Raw genomic sequence first — 19385 nt, 5'->3', positions numbered from 1 at the left:
GTGATAGTTGCGTGAGTCACAGCGCCGACGGCTCTCACGGGGCGTCAGAAGCGGGCAGAAGCCAAAGATTGTGGATGCGGACCCGCACTGTAGTGCTGTAGTGCCCTACGCTGGGGAAGTTCAGCCAGCAAGGACGCTGGCGCTCCGCTGTCCCACGCCCCGATGAACCGGGCAAGCGGTGCCCCGATCCCTGACGTGAACGGGGCGCCACCCGGGCCCCGACGAAGGGAATTTACGTGCCGAGTGAACGCAGGGCCGCTGAGGACAAAGAGCGGCAGGTCGTAGTGTCCGTCCGCTTCCCCAGCCAGTTGCTCGACCGCATCCAGGCCATCGCGGCGGTGCAGTCCACCACGGCCAACGCGGTGATCAGGGAGGGGATGGACGCCTGGGTGCGGGAGCGGGTCGCCAGTGCCGACTTCCGGGCGGCGAGCGAGGCGTACATCGCCCAGGCCCAGGCCCAGGTGGCCACCGCGTTGCAGGACCACGCGGCCGGCCGCCGGACGCCGTGACGTACGTGGCGGTCGGATTTCGCGGGCGGCTCGGCCGCCGGTTCCTGTTCCGTGCGGGCCGGGGGAGGTGCGGGGCTGACTGGTTCGAGGTTCACTGCGGCCGTTTTTCCTTCGTGTTTCCTGGCGCCAGGGCCGCGTCCGTCCCCGTTCGGCGCGGGCTCACAGCTGAGCGTGATTGCTCTGGGAAACAATTACCGGACGCGCGCCCCGCAGTGTGCGACCCTTCGAACATTGCTTCCTGACGGAAAGTCACCTTCCGCTTACCTAGTGATTGCGCCCTCTTTGCGAGCCGTAAGTACCACCCCGCGCCACCCCCGAGAGTGGGGCCGCCACCCCGGCTCAACTGCCCTTCTGTCGAAAGGGGAAGATAAGCGCCACAATTTGCGCGAACGTGAAATTGCATGACCATGCGGGAAGTAGCGCGATAGTGTGATGTAAGTCACGTTCCGCATCCGGTCGGGCGGCGCTTGCCGAAACACCCGTTTCGCCCGTCTCAGGGCCGCCGGACCACCCGGTGCCGGGCCAGGCGGGCGAGTACCGCGTGGTTCGCCTCCCAGCCGTCCGGGGCTGTAGTCGTTGGCCGCCTCCGGCGGCGTGCCGGACTCTGTCCGGCGATCGGGCGGCACTGGGCTGGTCCTCGGCCGCGGGGCGAGGGGGGTGATCAGGGGCGCCAGACCACCCGGTGCTTGGACCAGTGATCCCATGTGGACATCATCGCCTCCCAGCCGTCCGGGAACTTCACGTCCGTGCCCAGCTGGACCGGTTCCGTGGACGGATACGCGTCCAGGAGTTCGTCGACGCCCGCGCGGCAGACGACCACGCAGGCGTGCCGGTGCCGGGAGGCCAGCACGCACAGGCGGCCGGTCTCCAGGTGGAACGCCGTGGCGTCGGGGCGGCCGGACAGCGGATGCAGGACGACCGTCACGTCGTACTCCCGGCCCTGGAGCCGGTTGGCCGTGTCGACCGTGACGCCGGTGACGCCGAGGTCGGCCAGCGCGGCACGCACCGCCGCCGCCTGGTCGCGGTGCGCGGTGCCGACGGCGATCCGGCCGGCGGTGAGCGGAACGGCGGCGGAGGAGCGCTCGGAGAGCGCCGCGCCCCGCCGGTCCAGGAACCGGCGGACCACCGCCGCCACCGCCCGTACCGCCTCCGGATCGGTGCGCGGGGTGTGCCGCGGCGGCAGCTCCAGCAGGCCCCAGCCCGCGGCGGCGGCCTCGTCGATCACCCGGTCCGGGCCCGAGCCGTCGGAGGGGACGGCGAAGGAGAGCCTGCGGTCGCCGGGGCCGGTGCCGCTGCGGAACGGCGTAAAAGGGTAGAACGCGTCGGAGACCAGGGGGGCCGCCGAGGCCGGCAGGCGCCAGGAGACCGGCAGGCGGTGCTGCGGCAGCCCGGGGTTGTGCGCGAGCAGCGTGGCGACGGCCGAGGCGGACGGGTCGTAGGACAGGCCCGCCCACTGCTCGCCGCCCACGATCGAGAACGGGTCGAGCTGTCCCGGGTCGCCCACGAACAGCGCCCGCTCGAACAGCCCGGCCACCGCCAGCAGCGCGTCCGACCGCATCTGGTACGCCTCGTCGACGATCGCGTGCCGCCACGGCTCGTCCACCGTCACGTGCGCCCACTTGGCGGCGGTGGACACCACGACCGCCTGCCCGGCCAGATCCGCCGCCTTCGCCGACTTCCGTACGCTGTCCAGCGCGTCCAGCGCCTTGTCGTACGGGTCGGCGTCGCTGCTGTGCAGCCGGCCCACCGGCAGCTCGGGGTTCTCCTCGGCCAGCCGCAGCACCAGGTCGTCGACCTGCGCGTTGGTCTGCGCCACCACCATCAGCGGGCGGCCCGCCGCCGCCAGTTCCAGCGCCGCGCGCACCACCAGCGTGGACTTGCCGGCGCCCGGCGGGGAGTCGACGACCACCCCGCGCTCGGTGCCGTGCAGCGTGTCGTCGAGGATCGCGGCGGTGGCCCGGGCAGCCGCCGCGCCCGGCGCGTCGTCCACCAGGGTCTCGGTGGTCACAGGACGTCCTCCTCGGTCGGCGGATCGGCGGCCTCGGGCAGGGCGGACCGCTCGCCGGGCGGCCCGCCGTGCGTCCACGGGGTCTGTTCCGGGTCGGGCAGCTTCGCCCCGCCGCGCTGCTCGTGCTCGAAGAGGGTGAAGCAGACCAGATCGCCCTTCTCCGGCACCGACCCGGCCGCCGGCTCCCGGCCGCGGCCCATCTTGTCGAGAATCCGCAGCACCAGGACGCCCTCCGCCGGCCGCTCGGCGAACTCGGCCGCCTGCGGCCGGCCGGCCAGCGACCGGTACACCTTCATCCGCTCGGCGAGCTGCGGCCGGTCCGCCGTGCGCACGGTGACCAGCGGGCGCGGGCTCGGCCGCTTGCCCTCGCTGTACGCCATCACCACGTCCGTGACCTCCCCGGCGAACGCCTCCCCGGCCAGCCGCCGCCCCGCCATCACCAGCGGATCGTCCAGCGCCTCCTGGGCGTCCAGCCGGGCCTGCTCGCGCTCCCGGGTGGCCAGCTTGCCGGCCGCCGTCACCGCGTCGTCGCGGCGCGGCTGCGGGGGCTCGCCGGCGACGACCCGGTCGCGGTGCCCGGTGAACGACCAGCGGTCCCGGGTCCACCGGTCGGCGACGTGCGCCCCGGCGGGCAGCCGCCGCAGCAGGTCCAGGCCGTGCCACACCGCGTCCCAGGCGGGCCGGGTACGGCTGAGCACCAGGTCGCGGACGTCCCGCTCGGCGGCGCGCACCGCGCCGTACCGCTCGTCGGCCGCCAGGCCGTCCTCGGCGGCGGCGAGCGCGGTGCGGGCCCGGTCGTAGCGCTCGATGGCGGGCGCCAGCAGCCGGTTGTCGAACGCCGGGTCGGTGGCCGGTCCGGCCGGCGGGCACAGCAACTGGCCGTCCGGGTCCCGGGCCAGCTCCGCCCGCAGCGCCGCCGCGGCGCCCGAGGTGCCGTCCGGCGGGTCGATCCAGGCCAGCAGCGCGCCCAGGTGCTGGTCCTCCAGAGCGGACTGCCCGGTCGCCCAGTGCCGGCCCAGCAGCTCGGTCATGGCCAGCAGCAGGGACGAACCCGGCACCCGGGCGCGCTCCCCGTAGTGGGTGAGCCAGCGGCCGAGCAGCGGCACCCGCGGCGGCGCCGGGTGCGGCGTCTGCGGGTCCTGGTCCGCCGTCCGCCGGAACCGCGTCGAGCGGCCCAGCAGCCGGACCAGGTCGACGCCCGCGCGGCTCGGCACGATCAGCTGCGCGGCGTCCGCGCACAGCTCGGCCGCCACCTTGACCCGCTTGCCGGTCTCCGGGTCGGTCTCGGTGCGCTCGGCGGGCTCCACCGCGGCGGCGTGCGCCTCGAGGTGCGGCAGCACCGCGTCGGCCAGCTCGGCCAGGAACGCGAACCGCAGGTCGCGGTCGCGCGGCTGCGGGACGACCAGCAGCCGCGGCGCGTCCCGGTCGGTGCCGACCAGGGCGCCGAGCGGGGCGCCCACCTCACCGGCCGTGACCAGCGGGACCAGCACCAGCGGCGAGTCCGACAGGTGCCGGTGCCGGACCGTCGCGGCGGGCTGCGCGCGGCCGGTGCGCACCGCCTCCAGGCGGGCCAGCGTGCCGATCAGGGACATGCCGCCTCCAGCGCCCGCGCCCGGTCCGCCGCCGCCAGCGCCTCGGCCCGCAGCTCCGCCGCCCGGCGCAGCGCCGCCACCGCCGGGTCGGCCGGGTCGCCGGCCGCGCCGTCGGCCGCCGCCAGTACCTCGTCGACCGTCGCGAGGCCGCCCAGCTCGGCGCGGGCCGGCCGGCCCAGCGTGCTGACCGCGCCGGCCGCCCGGGACCGGGCCCGGCAGTGGAAGGCCAGCTCGCAGGCGGACAGGCACTCGGGCGCGTACGCCGCCGGGACCGACTCCACCGCCGCGGTCAGCTCCTCGGCCGGCCGGCCGGGGGCGAAACAGGTGCCCGCGGGGAGCGCGTCGGCGATCTCCTCGATCCGGGTGAGCCGGGCCAGCTGGCGGGCGGTCACCGCGCGCTGCTTGCGGACGTCGACCGCGGCGGCGGTGGGCAGGTTGGAGAAGTCCTTGGGGCAGACGAGCAGCACCCGGTGCCGCACCCGCGGGGCGGGGCGCAGCCGGGCGGCGACCTCCTCCAGGGCCAGCACGTACACCGCGGCCTGCCGGGCGGCGGCGCCGACCTTCGCCGGGTCGGCCGAGCCGTCCAGCATCGGGAACGACTTGATCTCCACCACCGTCCAGCTGCCGTCCGGGTGCACCACCACCGCGTCCGGCTCCAGATGGGCGGCGGAGCCGGCCACGTCCAGGGCGAGCATCGGATGGTCGAGGAGGGTCCACCCGGCGGCCCCGGTCGCCTCCCGCAGCGCCAGCTCGGTGCGCGCCGCGCGCCCCTGCGGGCCGGGCGCGGTCAGGTCGGGCACCCGGGCCTCGCCCGGCGGCTCGGCGCCCCGGTCCAGCGTCTCGCGCACCAGCCGCAGCAGCTCCGCGCCGCCGTCCGCCTTCACCCGGGCCTCGAACGCGTTGCCCCGCACGAAGGCGAACTGGGACTGGCCGAAGACCGACGGCGCGCCCAGCGCGCTCGCCAGGCCGGTCTTGTCCACCCCGGCGCCGTCCAGGATCGCGCGCCGTCTGCACCCCGGGTTGGCCGCGAGGGCGGCCAGGGCGCGGGCGTCCAGGGTCTTGGGCGGTACGTCGGGGCCGCGCAGCTCAGCGAGCCGGTGCCGGAGCGCCGTCTCCCGTGTCCGCGGGGGAGGCGTCCGGCTCGGCTCCGGACCGGGGCCGCTCGTCGCGCTGGCGTGGAAATCGCTCACCCGCCGAAGTCTCGCATCCCCCACTGACAACAGGACCGACAACCGGACCGGCAACCGGACCCGCGACGGGACCGGTGACCGGACCGGCGACGGGGGAGCCCGGCCCGGTCAAGCGCCGGGTGAACGCGCCGGCCGCCGGGCCGAACCGTGCCACGGCCCGGGTACGCCCCCACCGCGCGCAGCGCAGCACGTACGGCGTCAGCAGCAGCCCCGCGCCCATCGCGGCGGCGCCCGCGACCGCGTCGAGGAAGTAGTGGTTGGCGGTGCCCATCACGACGATCGTGGTCACCAGCGGGTAGAGCACGCCGGCCACCCGCGTCGCGCGCGTACCGCCGAACCGCCACAGCATCACCCCGCACCACAGCGCCCAGCCGACGTGCAGACTCGGCATCGCGGCGTACTGGTTGGTCATCCCGCCGAGGCCGCGCGGCGCACTGGCCTCACCGCCCCACCAGCCCCACGAGCTGTAGTGGGCCATGGTGTCGACGAAGCCGTGGCCCGCGTCGAGCAGCCGGGGCGGACAGGTCGGCAGCAGGGTGAAGCCGATCAGGCCGATGAACGTGGACGTCATCAGCCAGGTCCGGGCGGCCCGGTAGCGCACCGCGCGGGAGCGGAACAGCCACACCAGCACCAGCGGAGTCACCAGGTAGTGCAGGGACGCGTACCAGAAGTCGGCGGGCACCCCGAGCCACGGCTCGTGGGTGAAGAGCCGGTTGAGCGGGTGCTCGGCGTTGAGGTGCAGCGCCTTCTCGACGCGCAGGATGGCCAGGCCGTGGTCGACGGCGTCGGCGACGTCGCCGCGCACCAGCAGCCGGCCGGCCGAGTAGCAGGCGTAGACGAGGAGGATCAGCGGCAGCTCCGTCCACCAGCGCAGACGGCCCCCAGGGGCCGCCTCGGTGCCTGGTGTGTCGGCGCGCGGCATCCGATCGACCTCCCCTTCTTCTTCGCGTACGGACCCGGGTACCCGCCGGTTCCGAGCGAGTCACTCTACGGCGTGGGCTACTGCGCGCAGTGGAGCGCCCCCGGCCCTGACAGACGCCGTCGGCGCCCTGCGGGTTGCCCGTACCGGGCGTACGCGATGATGGAAGAGCCGCACCTCACATTCCCCGTCACGCACCCGGAAAGGTCCTCTTCCCATGGCACCGCGCATCCTGCTCGCCCGGCACGGACAGACCCAGTGGTCGCTGTCCGGCAGACACACGGGCAGGACCGACGTGCCGCTCCTGGAGGAGGGCCGGCGCGGCGCCAAGCTGCTCGGCGAGCGGCTGCACCGGGCACCGCTGGACGGCCTGCCCGGCGCCGAGGTGCGCACCAGCCCGCTGGTACGCGCGCGGGAGACGTGCGAACTGGCCGGGTTCGGCGACCGGGCCCAGCCCTGGGACGCGCTCCTGGAGTGGGACTACGGGGCCTACGAGGGCATGACGCCGGCCGAGATCCAGGCCGTCCGGCCGGGCTGGCTGATCTGGCGGGACGGCGTCCCCGAGGGCGAGGGCACGGCGGAGCTCACCGCGCGGGCGGACGAGGTGGTCGCCTGGGCCCGCCAGGCCGACCGCGACGTCCTGGTCTTCGCCCACGGCCACATCCTGCGCTCGATCGGTGCCCGCTGGCTCGGCCTGCCCCTGGACTTCGCGGCCCGCATACGCCTCAACCCGACGTCCCTGTCGGTCCTCGGCTGGGCCTACGGCGAACCCGCCATCGAGAACTGGAACGACATCGGCCACCTGGCAGCGGCTTGACGGTCACCTGACAGCAGCAGCATCAGCAGCCGGGGCAGCGGAGCAGCAGCAGCGACGGTGGCAGCGGCAGCTGCCGGCGGACAGGACCGTCCGCCCCGGGGGACGGGGAGGCGTCCTGCCCCGGAGCGGCCGGCCGTCCCGCGGGCGGGCGGCGCACCGCCCGGGTCTGTTCACGCGGTGCGCGGCAGCGCCCGGTGGCGCTCCAGGAACGCCGACACCCCCCGCGCCCCGCGATGCGGCAGCAGCACCCGCGCGGTGCTCGCCAGCATCGTCTGCACCCGGGTGGACTGGACCTCCCCGAGCAGGTCCAGCACCCGCAGCCCGGCCGCGGCCGCCGCGTCGGGCCGGCCGCCGCGCGCCAGGTCGTCGGCGAGTTCCGCCGCGTACAGGGCGGTGTTGCGGGTGAAGTGCGGGTCCTGGAGCCGCACCGCCCGGCGCGCGTGCCGGGCGGCTCGCGGCCAGTCGCCCAGCGTGGACCAGCACTGCGCCTCCAGCCCTTCCAGCTCGGCCTCGCCGTAGAAGCTCATCCAGTCGGGGTCGGCGTCGCCCGGCCCCCGGTCGAAGAACGCCTGCGCCCGGGCCAGGGCCTGTTCGCAGCCGACCCGGTCGGCCAGCCCCGCCCAGCCGCCCGCCTCCCGCAGCGCCAGCAGGGACAGCAACCGCGCGGAGCCCAGCGGCCGGGCGGCACGCTGCGCGGCCTGCGCGGCCCGGACCGCCTCCCGGGGCCGGCCGGTGTCCCGGGCGAGGAACGCCGTGTTGCAGAAGGCGTGCGCCTCCAGCGCGGCGTCCCCGGTCATCCGCGCGGTCGCCAGCGCCTCCGCGTAGTGCGAGCGCGCGTCGTCGAAGCGCCCGGAGTCATGGGCCAGCCAGCCCACGGAGAGCGCCAGTTCGCCGGCGCCCGCGAAGAGCCGGTCCGCCGTCGCCTGCCGCATCGCCCCGGCGTCCAGCAGCGCGTACGCGGCGCGCAGCGGGGCCGCCGCGCGCCGGTAGAGTCCGTCGGCGCCGTGCCGGTCGTCGAGCAGCCGGATCCGGCGGACGGCGTCCTCCAGGGCGCCGGCGTCGCTCGCCCCGCAGCGGCGCACCGGGCGGTCGGCCGCCGCGGCGGCCGGGGCGAGCCCCAGCGGGCCCAGTGAGGCGGTGGCCACCGTGGCGGTGCCGCCCCTCATGAATGCGCGACGCAGCACGTCGCTCTCCTCGTGGTCGTCGTGCGTGTACGGGTCCCCCCGGTCGTACGGTCCGGGACGGGCCGGCGACTCACCGGCCGCCCCCGCCGCCCGCGCCGTCCCCGCCGCCCGCTCGGTGCGCGCCCGCCGGCCGCGGACGGCCGAACGCGGCGCGAACCCCAGGTCGGTGAGGCTGCGGCCGGGAAACATGTGCAGGAACACCCGCTCGTAGGCGTAGTTGGGGCAGCGGATCTCGCCCGTCTCCACCCGCCCGACGTACCGCGCGTCACAGCTGACCCGCTCGCCGATCTCCCGCGCGGCCCGCCGGACCGCCGCCGCGAACTCGGCCGGCGAGCGCCGGCCGCGCAACTGGCGGAAGACCAGGTTCGGCCGCGTGGGCCGGTCGGGCTCGGGTGCTGGCTGAGGTGAGGTCCCCGTCGACGACGCCATGGCCGGTCCTCTCGTGCGAACCGTCGAACCGTGCCGCACCCGGGGCGACTTGTCGGGAGTATTGGGGAGTATTCCCTTTGTCGCACCGAATCCGGCGAGCACGAACGTACCGCCTGTGACGGGTCCGCCACGCGGAGTTTGAGCACAAAAGCGGATAACTCCTACGCGATCCGCCATGAACTGCCATTCTTTGCGGCGGAATCACGCCGTAGCCGTTGACGGCCTGGCGCGTTGAACCCTGTGGGCCCGGAGACCGACTCCCGGTCCGTTCGTCCAAGGAGTGTTTCCGTGGTGGTGGAGGCGGGGATGGAGACCAGCCGGATCAGCGACGCCCGGGGCACGTGCGACGCCTGCGACGTCGTCATCGTGCCGACCCGGCAAGGACTGGAGGCCGTCGACATCCTCAGACGGGGAGCGGGCGAAGCGGTGGGCCCGGTCCTGCACGACGACGGCCGCGGCACCCTCGGCTTCCTGGTGCCGCCGGGCACCGCCGCGGCCTGGGACGTACCCGGGAGCACCTGTACGGAGACGGACCGGCGCGACCCGGCGCCGGCCCCGCGGCTCCCGGTGCCGGGCCCCGGCTGGCTGCTGCCGCCCGAGGAGACGGACCCCGCGACCGACCCGGCCGACCTGCGCGCCGCGCTCGGCGAGGCGGCCCGGCTGATCGCGGCGGCCGACAACTGCCGCTGAGCCGCGGCGCGCGGACGCCGGTCCACCGCTGTCCGACGGCGACGCCGGACCCGTACGGCACCGACCGCACCCGCACCCGGCGATAATGGCCCGATGGGAAAGTCCAGAAGCCCCCGGCGCGGGCGGGCCGGCGCGGAAGCCGTGCTGGCGGACGTCGACGGCGGCCGTGCCGAGCTGCTGCCCGACCGTGACCGGCCGCGCGGCTGGACGCTGCTGATCGACGGCGCCCCGCAGTCGCACGTCGACCTGGACGACCCGTCCCACCTCTCCTTCGAGTACCAGCGCCGCTTCGGGCACGTCGTCGACCTCGTCGCACCGCCGGGCCGGCCCGTGCACGCCGTGCACCTCGGCGGCGGCGCGCTCACCCTGGCCCGTTACGTCGCCGCCACCCGGCCCCGCTCCACCCAGCAGGTCGTCGAGCGGGACGCGGCCCTGGTCCAGCTGGTCCGCCGGGAACTGCCGCTGGACCCCGGCGCCCGCATCCGGGTCCGGTCCGCCGACGCCCGCGCCGCGCTGGCCAAGCTGCCGCACGGCCGGGCCGACCTGATCGTCGCCGACGTCTTCAGCGGCGCCCGCACCCCCGCCCACCTGACCTCGGCCGAGTTCCTCGACGAGGTCCGGCTCGCCCTCGCGCCCGGCGGCGTCTACACCGCCAACCTCGCCGACGGCCCGCCGCTGGCCCATCTGCGCGGCCAGATCGCCACCGCCGCCGCCCGCTTCGCCGAACTCGCCCTGGTCGCCGACCCGGCGGTACTGCGCGGCAAACGCTTCGGCAACGCCGTACTCGTCGCTTCCGACCGGCCGCTGCCGCTCGCCGAGCTGACCCGCCGCGCCGCGTCCGACCCGCAGCCCGCCCGGGTCGAACACGGCAGGGCGCTCACCGACTTCACCGGCGGCGCCACCCCCGTCACGGACGCCACCGCGGTGGCCTCGCCGGCCCCGCCGCCCGCGGTCTTCCAGTAACGGCCGTGCGGGCCATGACGGTTCAGTAGGTCCCGACCTCCACCCGCGGCGGCCCGTCGTGCCAGGTGCAGAACACCGACACCCGGTCCGCGCCCGAGGTGAACTCCACCCGGATCCACGTCTCCGTCTTCCACACCTGCATCGACCAGCCCGCGCCCGGCGTCGCCGACACCAGCGACGCCGAGTCCGTCCCGAGGGCGAACACCGCCCGGCCGCCCTTGGTGTCGTACCCCTTGACCTGCCCGGCCGAAGTGGACGACGGGGACGGGGCGGTGGCGGAGGACGACGGCTTCGGGGACGACGGGGTCGCGCTCGGCTCGTGCGTCGTCGCGGTGGGCGTCGGCGACGGCGTCGGCGCCGCACTGTCCGACGGGGGCGGCCGGCTGGTGGAGGACGCCAGCGCCGGCGACGCCCGAGCCGACTCCTCGACCGCCGTGATCGGCAGCGCCCGGGGCGGGTCGTACGCCGTGCCCGCCATGACCGTGTGCACGCCCCACCACGACAGGGTGACCGCCGCGCCCGTGGCGAGCAGCCAGGCCAGTACGTGTACGAGTCCTCTGCGCATCGCCGCCATACTGCCCCACCCGCACCACGGGTGTCGCGCACGGGGAGTTGTCCACAGGCCCGAACCCGCCTCGCCCGGATGGCGTACGGTGCCGCCCATGGCAAGTGTGCTCGTGGTCGAGGACGACCAGTTCGTCCGCTCGGCGCTGATCCGGCATCTCACCGACGCCGCCCACACGGTGCGCAGCGTCGGCACCGCGCTGGAGGCGCTGCGCGAGGTCGCCCAGCTCCGTTTCGATGTGGTGATACTGGACCTCGGACTGCCCGATCTCGACGGGTCCGAGGCCCTGAAGATGCTGCGCGGCATCACCGACGTGCCGGTGATCGTCGCCACCGCCCGGGACGACGAGACGGAGATCGTCCGGCTGCTCAACGCCGGCGCGGACGACTACCTCACCAAGCCGTTCTCCGTGCAGCACCTGTCGGCCCGGATGGCCGCCGTACTGCGCCGGGCCCGCACCGGCGCGGGCGAGGCCCCGCCGTCCACCGTGCTCGGCGTCGGCGGCCTCACCGTCGACCCGCTGCGCCGCCAGGCCGAACTGGACGGCGTCCGGCTCGACCTGACCCGGCGCGAGTTCGACCTGCTCGCCTTCCTCGCCGCCCGCCCCGGCGTGGTCGTCCCCCGCAAGGAACTCCTCGCCGAGGTCTGGCAGCAGTCCTACGGCGACGACCAGACCATCGACGTCCATCTGTCCTGGCTGCGCCGGAAACTGGGGGAGACCGCCGCCCGGCCGCGCTACCTGCACACCCTGCGCGGGGTCGGCGTGAAGCTGGAGCCGCCCGGAGCGGAGCCCGCGCGATGAGGTGGGCGCTGGTCAAGGTGTCGCTGGCGGTGACCGCGATGGTCGTGGTCGCCTTCGCCGTGCCGCTCGGCCTGGTCATCCGGGAGATGGCCCGCGACCGCGCGTTCGCGGGCGCCGAACGGGAGGCGGCGGCGGTCGCCCCCGCGCTGTCCATCACCACCGACCGCGAGCAACTGGAACGTGTCGTCGCCGCCGCCGGCTCCGACGACGCGGCGATGGCCGTGCACATCCCCCCGGCCGCCGACGCCAAGGACGGGCAGGGCGTCGACATCGGCCAGGAGCGGGCCGCCGCCGCGGACATCGAGGCGGTACGCCGGCTGGGGCGCGCCTCCACCACCCAGGTGTCCGGCGGCTCCGTGCTGCTCCAGCCGGTCGCGATCGGCTCCGGCGCGATCGCCGTCGTCGAGGTGTACGTCCCCGAGTCCGAGGTCAGCAACGGGGTGGGCACGGCCTGGGCGGTGCTGGCCGCCGTCGGCGCCGCGCTGATCGTCGGCTCGGTCGCGGTCGCCGACCGGCTCGGCGTGCGCATGGTGCAGCCCGCCGAGCGGCTGGCCGCGGGGGCGCACGAGCTGGGGGAGGGCCGGCTCGGCGCCCGGGTGCCGGAGGAGGGCCCGCCCGAACTGCGCTCCGCCGCCGTCGCGTTCAACTCCATGGCCGACCAGGTCGTCCAGCTCCTCGCCAACGAACGGGAGCTGGCCGCCGACCTCTCGCACCGGTTGCGCACCCCGCTGACCGTGCTCCGGCTGAACGCGGCCTCGCTGGGCGAGGGCCCGGCCGCCGAGCAGACCCGGGCCGCCGTCGAGCAGTTGGAGCGCGAGGTCGACACCATCATCCGGACCGCCCGGGACGCCCGGCCGCAGACGGCGGCGGCCGGACCCGGCGCCGGGTGCGACGCCGCCGAGGTGGTGCGCGAGCGGATGGGGTTCTGGTCGGCGCTGGCCGAGGACGAGGGCCGCAAGTGGCGGGTGGCCGGCGCCGACCGGCCGGTGCGGATACCCGTGGCCCGCGCCGACCTGGCCGCCGCCCTCGACGCGCTGCTCGGCAACGTCTTCCGGCACACCCCGGAGGGCACCCCGTTCGCGGTCGACGTGCACAACGCCGAGGACGCGGTGATCGTGCTGGTCTCCGACGCGGGCCCCGGCATACCCGACCCGGACGCGGCGATGGCGCGCGGCCGGGGATCGGGCAGCGACGGGTCGACCGGGCTCGGGCTGGACATCGTGCGCCGGCTCGCCGAGTCCACCGGCGGCGACGTACGGATCGGGGCCTCCGTGCTCGGCGGGACCGAGGTGCGGATCTGGCTCCAGCTCGACGGCCGGGCGGCACCCGAGCGGCGCGGCCACCGGGGGACCGTGCGGCGGCGCCGGCCGCGCGCCGCGGGCCGTACCTTTAATCGCTCCCGATCCCTTCCTTAAGCGCACCCTAAGATCGCCAACCACCGTCCGGATCAGGCTCTTTGCCCGTTTCGGCATCGCTAGCGTGCTGCCGCACCCCACCCCCGGCAAGAACCGGCAAGAACCGAAGGCAGGCACGCGATGAGTACCCACCGGCGCAGGATCAGCGGCAGGAACAAGGCGATCGGCGCGGTCGTGGCAGCGGCCGTCGCGGGCGGCGGCGCGCTGCTGTTCACCAGCTCGGCGCAGGCGGCGGCGGTCGGCGCCGCCTACACGAAGACCAGCACCTGGGAGACGGGGTACACCGCCCAGTACGTCGTCACCAACGACAGTACGGAGCGGAAGGCGGACTGGACGCTGGAGTTCGACCTGCCCGCGGGGACGAAGCTCGGTTCCCTGTGGAACGGCGAGTCGAGCGTCAGCGGGCAGCACGTCACCGTGACCGCGCCGAAGTGGGACACCGACGGGCTCGCGGCCGGCGAGTCGGTCACCATCGGCTTCGTCGCCCAGGGCACCGGCGACCCGGACGGCTGTCTGGTCGACGGCGCCTCCTGCGCCACGGACGCGGGCGCCACCCCCGAGCCCAGCGGCCGGCCCACCGACACCCCGACGCCCACCCAGACGCCCACGCAGTCCCCCACTTCCACCCCCGCCCCCACCGCGACCGAGGACACCGGCAGCGGCACCACCACCGGCGCCGGCTTCGCGCCGTACGTCGACACCTCGCTCTACCCGGCCTACGACCTGCTGGCGAACGCCGAGGCGACCGGCGTCAAGGAGTACAACCTCGCGTTCGTCACCGACGGCGGGAGCTGCACCCCCAAGTGGGGCGGCGTCACCGACCTGGCGAGCGACGCCGTGGCCGCGCAGATCGGCGACCTGCGCGCGGCGGGCGGCGACGTCCGGGTCTCCTTCGGCGGCGCGTCCGGCGCCGAACTGGCCACCACCTGCGGCTCGGCCGACGCGCTGGCGGCGGCGTACGAGAAGGTCGTGGCCGCCTACGACCTGACCAAGGTGGACTTCGACGTCGAGGGCGGCGCGCTGCCCGACACGGCCGCCAACACCCGCCGGGCGCAGGCGATCGCACGGCTCCAGGCCGACCACCCCGACCTGGACGTCTCCTTCACCCTCCCGGTGATGCCCGAGGGCCTGACCCAGCCCGGTGTCGACCTGCTGGCCAACGCCAAGGAGAACGGCGTCTCCGTGGACACCGTCAACATCATGGCGATGGACTACGGCGCCTCCTACAGCGGTGACATGGGCGGCTACGCCGAACAGGCCGCCACCGCCACCCAGGCCCAGGTCAAGGGCGTTCTCGGGCTCGACGACAGCGCGGCCTGGAAGGCGGTCGGGGTCACCCCGATGATCGGGGTCAACGACGTGACCACCGAGGTGTTCACGGTGGCCGACGCCGGCCAGCTGGTGGAGTTCGCCGAGAGCAAGGGGCTCGGCGGCCTGTCCATGTGGTCCGCCACCCGGGACAAGGCGTGCCCCGGCGGCCCGAAGCAGCAGGCCGACGCCACGTGCAGCTCCATCGACCAGACGGACGGCGCCTTCGCCAAGGCGTTCGCCCAGTACCAGTAGCAGCGGTACCAGTAGCAGGGGTGGGGCGCGGCATCCCCGTCGGATGCCGCGCCCCGCTTCCCCGCTTCCCCGGACAGGTGGTCTACTCGGCCGTCTCGACCGGCGGGAGCGTGCCCGTCCGGGCCGCCCGGCCGTACCAGCGGGCGCTGGACTTCGGGGTGCGCTCCAGGGTCACGTAGTCGACGTAGACCGAGCCGAACCGCTTCTCGTAGCCGTACGCCCACTCGAAGTTGTCCAGCAGGGACCACAGGTAGTAGCCGCGGACGTCCGCGCCGTCGGCGATGGCCCGGTGGACCGCCGACAGGTGCCCGTTCAGGTAGGCGACGCGCTCGGGGTCGTGCACCTGGCCGTCGGAGCCGGGCTTGTCGTCGTAGGCGGCGCCGTTCTCGGTGATGAACAGCTGGAGGCCGGGCGCCTCCCGGGAGTAGCGCATGATCAGGTCGTACAGGCCGGTCGGGTCGACGGTCCAGCCCATCTCGGTGCGCTCGCCCGGCGACTGGTGGAAGGCCACGTCGTCGGCGGCCGGCCAGGGCGAGAAGTCGCTCTCCCCGTGCCCGTCGGAGCGCGGGCCGCGGGCGTCCGCGTCGGCGGCCGACACCAGGGTCGGCGTGTAGTAGTTCAGGCCCAGCGCGTCCAGCGGCTGGTGGATCGCGGCGAGGTCGCCGTCCTGCACGAAGGACCAGTCGGTGACCGGGGCCGTCGCTTCGAAGAGGTGCTCGGGGTAGGCGCCGTGCAGCACCGGGCCGTGGAAGATCCCGCCGGACAGGTCGTCGATCCTGCGGGCCGCCAGCAGGTCCTCCGGGCGCCGGGAGAGCGGCCGGACGACGGAGGTGTTCAGGCTCAGCGCGACCGAGTTGCGGGCCGGCATCACCGACCGCAGGGCGCTGGTGGCCAGACCGTGCGCCAGATTGAGGTGGTGGGCCGCGCGCAGGGCGGCCGCGTGGTCGGTGCGGCCCGGCGCGTGCACCCCGGAGGCGTAGCCGAGGAAGGCGCTGCACCAGGGCTCGTTGAGCGTCATCCACTGGTCCACGCGGTCGCCGAGCGCCTCGCCGACGATCCCCGCGTACTCGGCGAAGCGGTACGCCGTCTCCCGCTCGGGCCAGCCGCCCGCGTCCTCCAGCTCCTGCGGCAGGTCCCAGTGGTAGAGGGTGAGGGCCGGCTTGATGCCCTTGGCCAGCAGTTCGTCGACCAGCCGCCGGTAGAAGTCCAGCCCGCGCTGGACGGCCGGGCCGCGGCCGGTGGGCTGCACCCGGGACCAGGAGACGGAGAAGCGGTAGGCGTTCAGGCCCAGGTCCGCCATGAGCGCCACGTCGTCGCGGTAGCGGTGGTAGTGGTCGACGGCCGTGTCACCGGTGTCACCGCCGGCCGTCTTGCCCGGGGTGTGGCTGAAGGTGTCCCAGATCGACGGGGTGCGGCCGTCCTCCCGCACCGCCCCCTCGATCTGGTACGCGGAGGTCGCGGCGCCCCAGAGGAACGCTGGCGGGAAGGCGGCGGGCATCGGTTCTGGCATGGAATCGCTCCCACGGGTCGGGGAACCTCATTATGCATGGGAGCGCTCCCACCAGGAAAGTACGGGGCCGGTCCGGGTCAGGGTGGGGCTGGCGTGAGGGTGGGGCCGGCGTGCGGGTGGGGCCGGCGTGCGGGTGGGGCTGACGTGCGGGTCGGGCCGGCGTTCGGATCAAGTCGATGCCCGGATCAGGCCGATGCCCGGATCAGCTCGATGCCCGGATCAGGTCGACGCCCGGATCACCAGTTCCGTCGGCAGTACCACCTCGCGGTGGCCGGTGCCGCGGTCGGCTATCTCGTTCAGCAGGAGTCCCGCCATGGCCCGGCCCATCTCCTCCAGCGGCTGCCGGACGCTGGTCAGCGGCGGATCGGTGTGCCGGGCCACGATCGAGTCGTCGAAGCCGATGACGGCCACGTCGTCGGGCACCCGCAGGTCGCGGGCGCGCAGTTCCTGGAGGGCGCCCGCGGCCATCACGTCCGAAGCCACGAACACGGCGTCCAGGCCGGGGCGCCGGCCCAGCAGGTCCCGCATCGCCGCCCGGCCGCCCTCCTCCGTGAAGTCGCCGTACGCGATCAGCCCCTCGTCGTGCGGGACGCCCGCGCTCCGCAGTGCCGCGTGGTAGCCGTCGACCCGGTCCTGCGCGGCCTCCATGTCCAGCGGCCCGGTGATGGTGGCGATGGTCCGGCGGCCCCGGGCCAGCAGGTGCCCGACCGCGCTCTCGGCGCCGCCGCTGTTGTCCGCGCGGACGTGCCCGAGGGTCTCCCACTCGCCGCGCCGGCCGGCCAGCACGGTCGGGATGGCGAGCCCGTCCAGCTCGTCGGGGAGCGTGTCGTCGCGGTGCACCGCGATCATCAGCACCCCGTCCACGCGGTGCGCCGCCAGGTACGAGGCGAGCCGCGCGTACTCCTTCTCGTCGCGCACCAGGACCAGCAGCAACTGCATCCCCGCGCTGGCGAGTCCGGCGGACACCCCCCGGATGATCTCCGAGAAGTACGGCTCGGTGAACAGCCGGGTCTCGGCGTCGGGCACGACCAGCGCCACCGAGTCGGTGCGCCGGGTGACCAGGGAGCGGGCGGCCCGGTTGGGTACGTAGCCGAGCTCGGCGATCGCCTGCTCGACCGCCGCGCGGGAGCGGGGGCTGACTTTGGGGGAACCGTTGATGACCCGGGAGACCGTGCCGCGGCCGACGCCGGCGCGGGCGGCAACGGCGTTCAGGGTCGGACGCCGGAGGTCCGCGGTCCTGGGTGGCTCGGCAGGGCTCATCGTTCACCTTCCGGCGTTCGGTGGGGGGCGGCTTCATTCTGGCTCAGAAAGCTGAAGCGTCCTCCCGGCAGGGCCCCGGGGTAGGCCAAGTGCCTTCCGCCGACCAGGTGTTGTCAGTGAGAACGGCTTGAAACCGGCCGGAAAACAGCCAGAAAACGGAACCAACCTGGCATCGGCGCGGCTGAGGAAGGAGCACGGTGCGACACATTCACGTGACGTCCGGAACACGCTTACGCAACAACGCCGTTTTCAAGTCTTGACACTTGGGCCCGGCACCGAGGAGTCTTCGGGGCAAGCCGCGTGGGAGCGGTCCCACGGACGAACGGGGCGCTCTCCGTGCGGACCAACGCACCATCGGCCCTTCCCTCTACTTGGCATGGCACACCTCTGACCAGCAGCTTCGCACCGCACGCCGCGTTGCACTGGGCTGGCCGCTGCTCGAACCGAGAGGGCAGGTCGGGATCGCCGAACTCGGCGGTCTGATCCCTGAGGTCCCCGTTCCCACTGGAACAAGGAGTAGTGGAATGCGCATCACCCGTACCGGCGGCGGTCGTAGCCGCAGAGCAGCGGTCCTCACCACCACGTCGGTCCTGACGGCCTCGGCCCTGCTGCTGACCGCCTGCGGCGGCAGTGACAGTGACTCGGACGCCAAGGACTCCGACGGGAAGATCACCCTCACGGTGGCCGACTACGGGCAGTTCGGCTACAAGGAGGCCGGCCTGTTCGAGAAGTACCACGAGCTGCACCCGAACATCACGGTCAAGGAAGAGACCACCGCCAACGAGCAGGACTACTACCCGAAGCTCCTTCAGCAGCTGAACACGGGCAGTGGACTGGGCGATGTCGTCGGTGTCGAAGTGGCCCGGGTCAAGGAGGTCGTCGACACCCAGGCGGCCAAGTTCGTCGACCTGAAGGACTCCATCGACGTCAGCCAGTGGGTCGACTGGAAGGCGAAGCAGGCGACCGCGGCCGACGGCAAGGTCATCGGCGCCGGCACCGACATCGGCCCGATGTCGCTGTGCTACCGCCGCGACCTGTTCGAGAAGGCGGGCCTGCCGACCGACCGGGAGGAAGTCGCCAAGGCGGTCGCCGGCGGCTGGGAGGACTACATCAAGCTCGGTGAGCAGTACAAGGCGAAGGCGGCCTCCGGCACCTACTTCATGGACTCCGCGAGCGCCATGTTCAACGGTGTCGTCAGCTCCTCCGAGCAGCAGTACTACGACACGGACGGCAATGCGATCTACAAGGACAGCCCCGGTGTGAAGCAGGGCTGGGACCTGGCCGCCGAGGTCGCTTCGAAGAAGCTGAGCCAGGGCCTGCCGCAGTTCCAGGACTCCTGGGAGGCGGCGCTGCGCAAGGGCAGCGTGGCCACGGTCGTGTGCCCGGCCTGGATGGCGGCCCAGATCGAGACCTACTCCGGCGACGACTACAAGGGCAAGTGGGACATCACCAGCGCGCCCGGTGAGACCGCGGCCAACTGGGGCGGCTCCTTCCTGACCGTTCCCGAGAGCGGCGACCACACCAAGGAAGCGACCGAGCTGGTCAAGTGGCTGACGGCGCCCGAGCAGCAGGCCGCCGTGTTCAAGGCGGTCGGTATCTTCCCGTCCAACCAGGGTGCCTACGAGCTGCCCGAGGTGAAGAACGCGACGCTGCCGTACTTCAACGACGCCCCGGTCGGCCAGATCTACGCCGATGAGGCCAAGACGATCCCCGTCGCGGTGCTCGGTGCGAAGGACGGCGTCATCAAGGACACCATCTCCACGCAGATCAACAACATGGAGCAGCGCGGTACCAAGCCGGACGAGGCCTGGGAGGCCGCGACCGAGACGATCGACAAGGCGATCGGCTGATCCCGGCGGTGCGGGCGGCCGCACCGGCCGCCGGCACCGCCTGTCCGCCGGGGCCGTGACCGCAGTCGTACGGCGGCGGTCCGCGCCTTCGGGCGTGGGACGCCCCGCAGCAGACCCGG

Annotated in this window: 16 protein-coding genes; 8 read left to right on the top strand and 8 right to left on the bottom strand. The window is 74.2% G+C overall.

The genetic code is table 11. The features are described 5' to 3' along the window. The first annotated feature begins 236 nt into the window (after positions 1-236). Positions 237-509 carry a hypothetical protein gene (locus AB0G32_RS07270; protein ID WP_361159410.1) on the top strand — a complete coding sequence of 91 codons (273 nt, stop codon included), beginning with the start codon at positions 237-239 and terminating at the stop codon, positions 507-509. A gap of 661 nt (positions 510-1170) precedes the next feature. On the opposite strand, the gene AB0G32_RS07265 is transcribed toward AB0G32_RS07270, so the two are convergent. Genes AB0G32_RS07265 through AB0G32_RS07250 form a run of 4 tightly spaced genes read right to left on the bottom strand, consistent with a single transcriptional unit; the run spans position 1171 to position 6221 of the window. Continuing rightward, positions 1171-2517 carry an AAA domain-containing protein gene (locus AB0G32_RS07265; protein ID WP_361159409.1) on the bottom strand — a complete coding sequence of 449 codons (1347 nt, stop codon included), beginning with the start codon at positions 2515-2517 and terminating at the stop codon, positions 1171-1173. Then, complete coding sequence (locus tag AB0G32_RS07260) at positions 2514-4109, bottom strand: hypothetical protein (RefSeq protein ID WP_361159406.1); 1596 nt, start codon at positions 4107-4109, stop codon at positions 2514-2516. Before AB0G32_RS07260 ends, AB0G32_RS07265 begins: the two co-directional genes overlap by 4 nt. Beyond that, positions 4100-5299, bottom strand: coding sequence for a hypothetical protein (locus tag AB0G32_RS07255; RefSeq protein WP_361159404.1), 1200 nt, complete (start codon positions 5297-5299; stop codon positions 4100-4102). The genes AB0G32_RS07260 and AB0G32_RS07255 overlap by 10 nt, the downstream gene beginning before the upstream one ends. After that, entirely contained in the window at positions 5196-6221 is a 1026-nt protein-coding gene (locus tag AB0G32_RS07250; RefSeq protein WP_361159401.1) for a phosphatase PAP2 family protein, read from the bottom strand. The genes AB0G32_RS07255 and AB0G32_RS07250 overlap by 104 nt, the downstream gene beginning before the upstream one ends. Before the next feature lie 214 nt (positions 6222-6435). Here AB0G32_RS07250 and AB0G32_RS07245 point away from each other — a divergent pair, with 214 nt between their 5' ends. Beyond that, a complete protein-coding gene (locus AB0G32_RS07245; RefSeq protein WP_361159398.1) occupies positions 6436-7035 on the top strand; it encodes a histidine phosphatase family protein in 600 nt (199 codons plus the stop codon). 170 nt (positions 7036-7205) lie between these two features. On the opposite strand, the gene AB0G32_RS07240 is transcribed toward AB0G32_RS07245, so the two are convergent. Next, entirely contained in the window at positions 7206-8648 is a 1443-nt protein-coding gene (locus tag AB0G32_RS07240) for a hypothetical protein (RefSeq protein WP_361159396.1), read from the bottom strand. A 306-nt stretch (positions 8649-8954) separates the two neighbouring features. Between AB0G32_RS07240 and AB0G32_RS07235 the strand changes: the two genes are divergently transcribed. Next, complete coding sequence (locus AB0G32_RS07235) at positions 8955-9338, top strand: hypothetical protein (protein ID WP_361159958.1); 384 nt, start codon at positions 8955-8957, stop codon at positions 9336-9338. A gap of 93 nt (positions 9339-9431) precedes the next feature. Continuing rightward, a complete protein-coding gene (locus AB0G32_RS07230; RefSeq protein WP_361159393.1) occupies positions 9432-10301 on the top strand; it encodes a fused MFS/spermidine synthase in 870 nt (289 codons plus the stop codon). Between the two features lie 22 nt (positions 10302-10323). On the opposite strand, the gene AB0G32_RS07225 is transcribed toward AB0G32_RS07230, so the two are convergent. Beyond that, positions 10324-10866, bottom strand: coding sequence for a hypothetical protein (locus tag AB0G32_RS07225; RefSeq protein WP_361159390.1), 543 nt, complete (start codon positions 10864-10866; stop codon positions 10324-10326). A gap of 97 nt (positions 10867-10963) precedes the next feature. Here AB0G32_RS07225 and AB0G32_RS07220 point away from each other — a divergent pair, with 97 nt between their 5' ends. The 3 genes from AB0G32_RS07220 (at position 10964) to AB0G32_RS07210 (ending at position 14646) form a co-directional block, all read left to right on the top strand. Further along, positions 10964-11668 (top strand): response regulator transcription factor, encoded by a 705-nt coding sequence (locus AB0G32_RS07220; protein WP_361159388.1) that lies wholly within the window; start codon positions 10964-10966, stop codon positions 11666-11668. Next, a complete protein-coding gene (locus tag AB0G32_RS07215) occupies positions 11665-13083 on the top strand; it encodes a HAMP domain-containing sensor histidine kinase (protein ID WP_361159385.1) in 1419 nt (472 codons plus the stop codon). The genes AB0G32_RS07220 and AB0G32_RS07215 overlap by 4 nt, the downstream gene beginning before the upstream one ends. A gap of 120 nt (positions 13084-13203) precedes the next feature. Continuing rightward, complete coding sequence (locus AB0G32_RS07210) at positions 13204-14646, top strand: cellulose binding domain-containing protein (protein WP_361159383.1); 1443 nt, start codon at positions 13204-13206, stop codon at positions 14644-14646. An 82-nt stretch (positions 14647-14728) separates the two neighbouring features. On the opposite strand, the gene AB0G32_RS07205 is transcribed toward AB0G32_RS07210, so the two are convergent. Together AB0G32_RS07205 and AB0G32_RS07200 are read right to left on the bottom strand one after the other, a co-directional pair. Further along, positions 14729-16156 carry a GH1 family beta-glucosidase gene (locus AB0G32_RS07205; protein ID WP_361159380.1) on the bottom strand — a complete coding sequence of 476 codons (1428 nt, stop codon included), beginning with the start codon at positions 16154-16156 and terminating at the stop codon, positions 14729-14731. A 219-nt stretch (positions 16157-16375) separates the two neighbouring features. Further along, a complete protein-coding gene (locus tag AB0G32_RS07200) occupies positions 16376-17416 on the bottom strand; it encodes a LacI family DNA-binding transcriptional regulator (protein ID WP_361159377.1) in 1041 nt (346 codons plus the stop codon). Positions 17417-17940: 524 nt separating this feature from the next. On the opposite strand from AB0G32_RS07200, the gene AB0G32_RS07195 reads away from it, so the two are divergent. Next, the gene (locus AB0G32_RS07195; RefSeq protein WP_361159374.1) at positions 17941-19266 is read left to right on the top strand and encodes an ABC transporter substrate-binding protein; all 1326 of its coding nucleotides are present in this window, start codon (positions 17941-17943) and stop codon (positions 19264-19266) included. Positions 19267-19385: the final 119 nt, after the last annotated feature.

The organism is Streptomyces sp. NPDC023723 (genome assembly GCF_040639815.1).
GTDB lineage: Bacteria > Actinomycetota > Actinomycetes > Streptomycetales > Streptomycetaceae > Streptomyces.
This window is presented reverse-complemented; position numbering and strand designations above follow the sequence as displayed.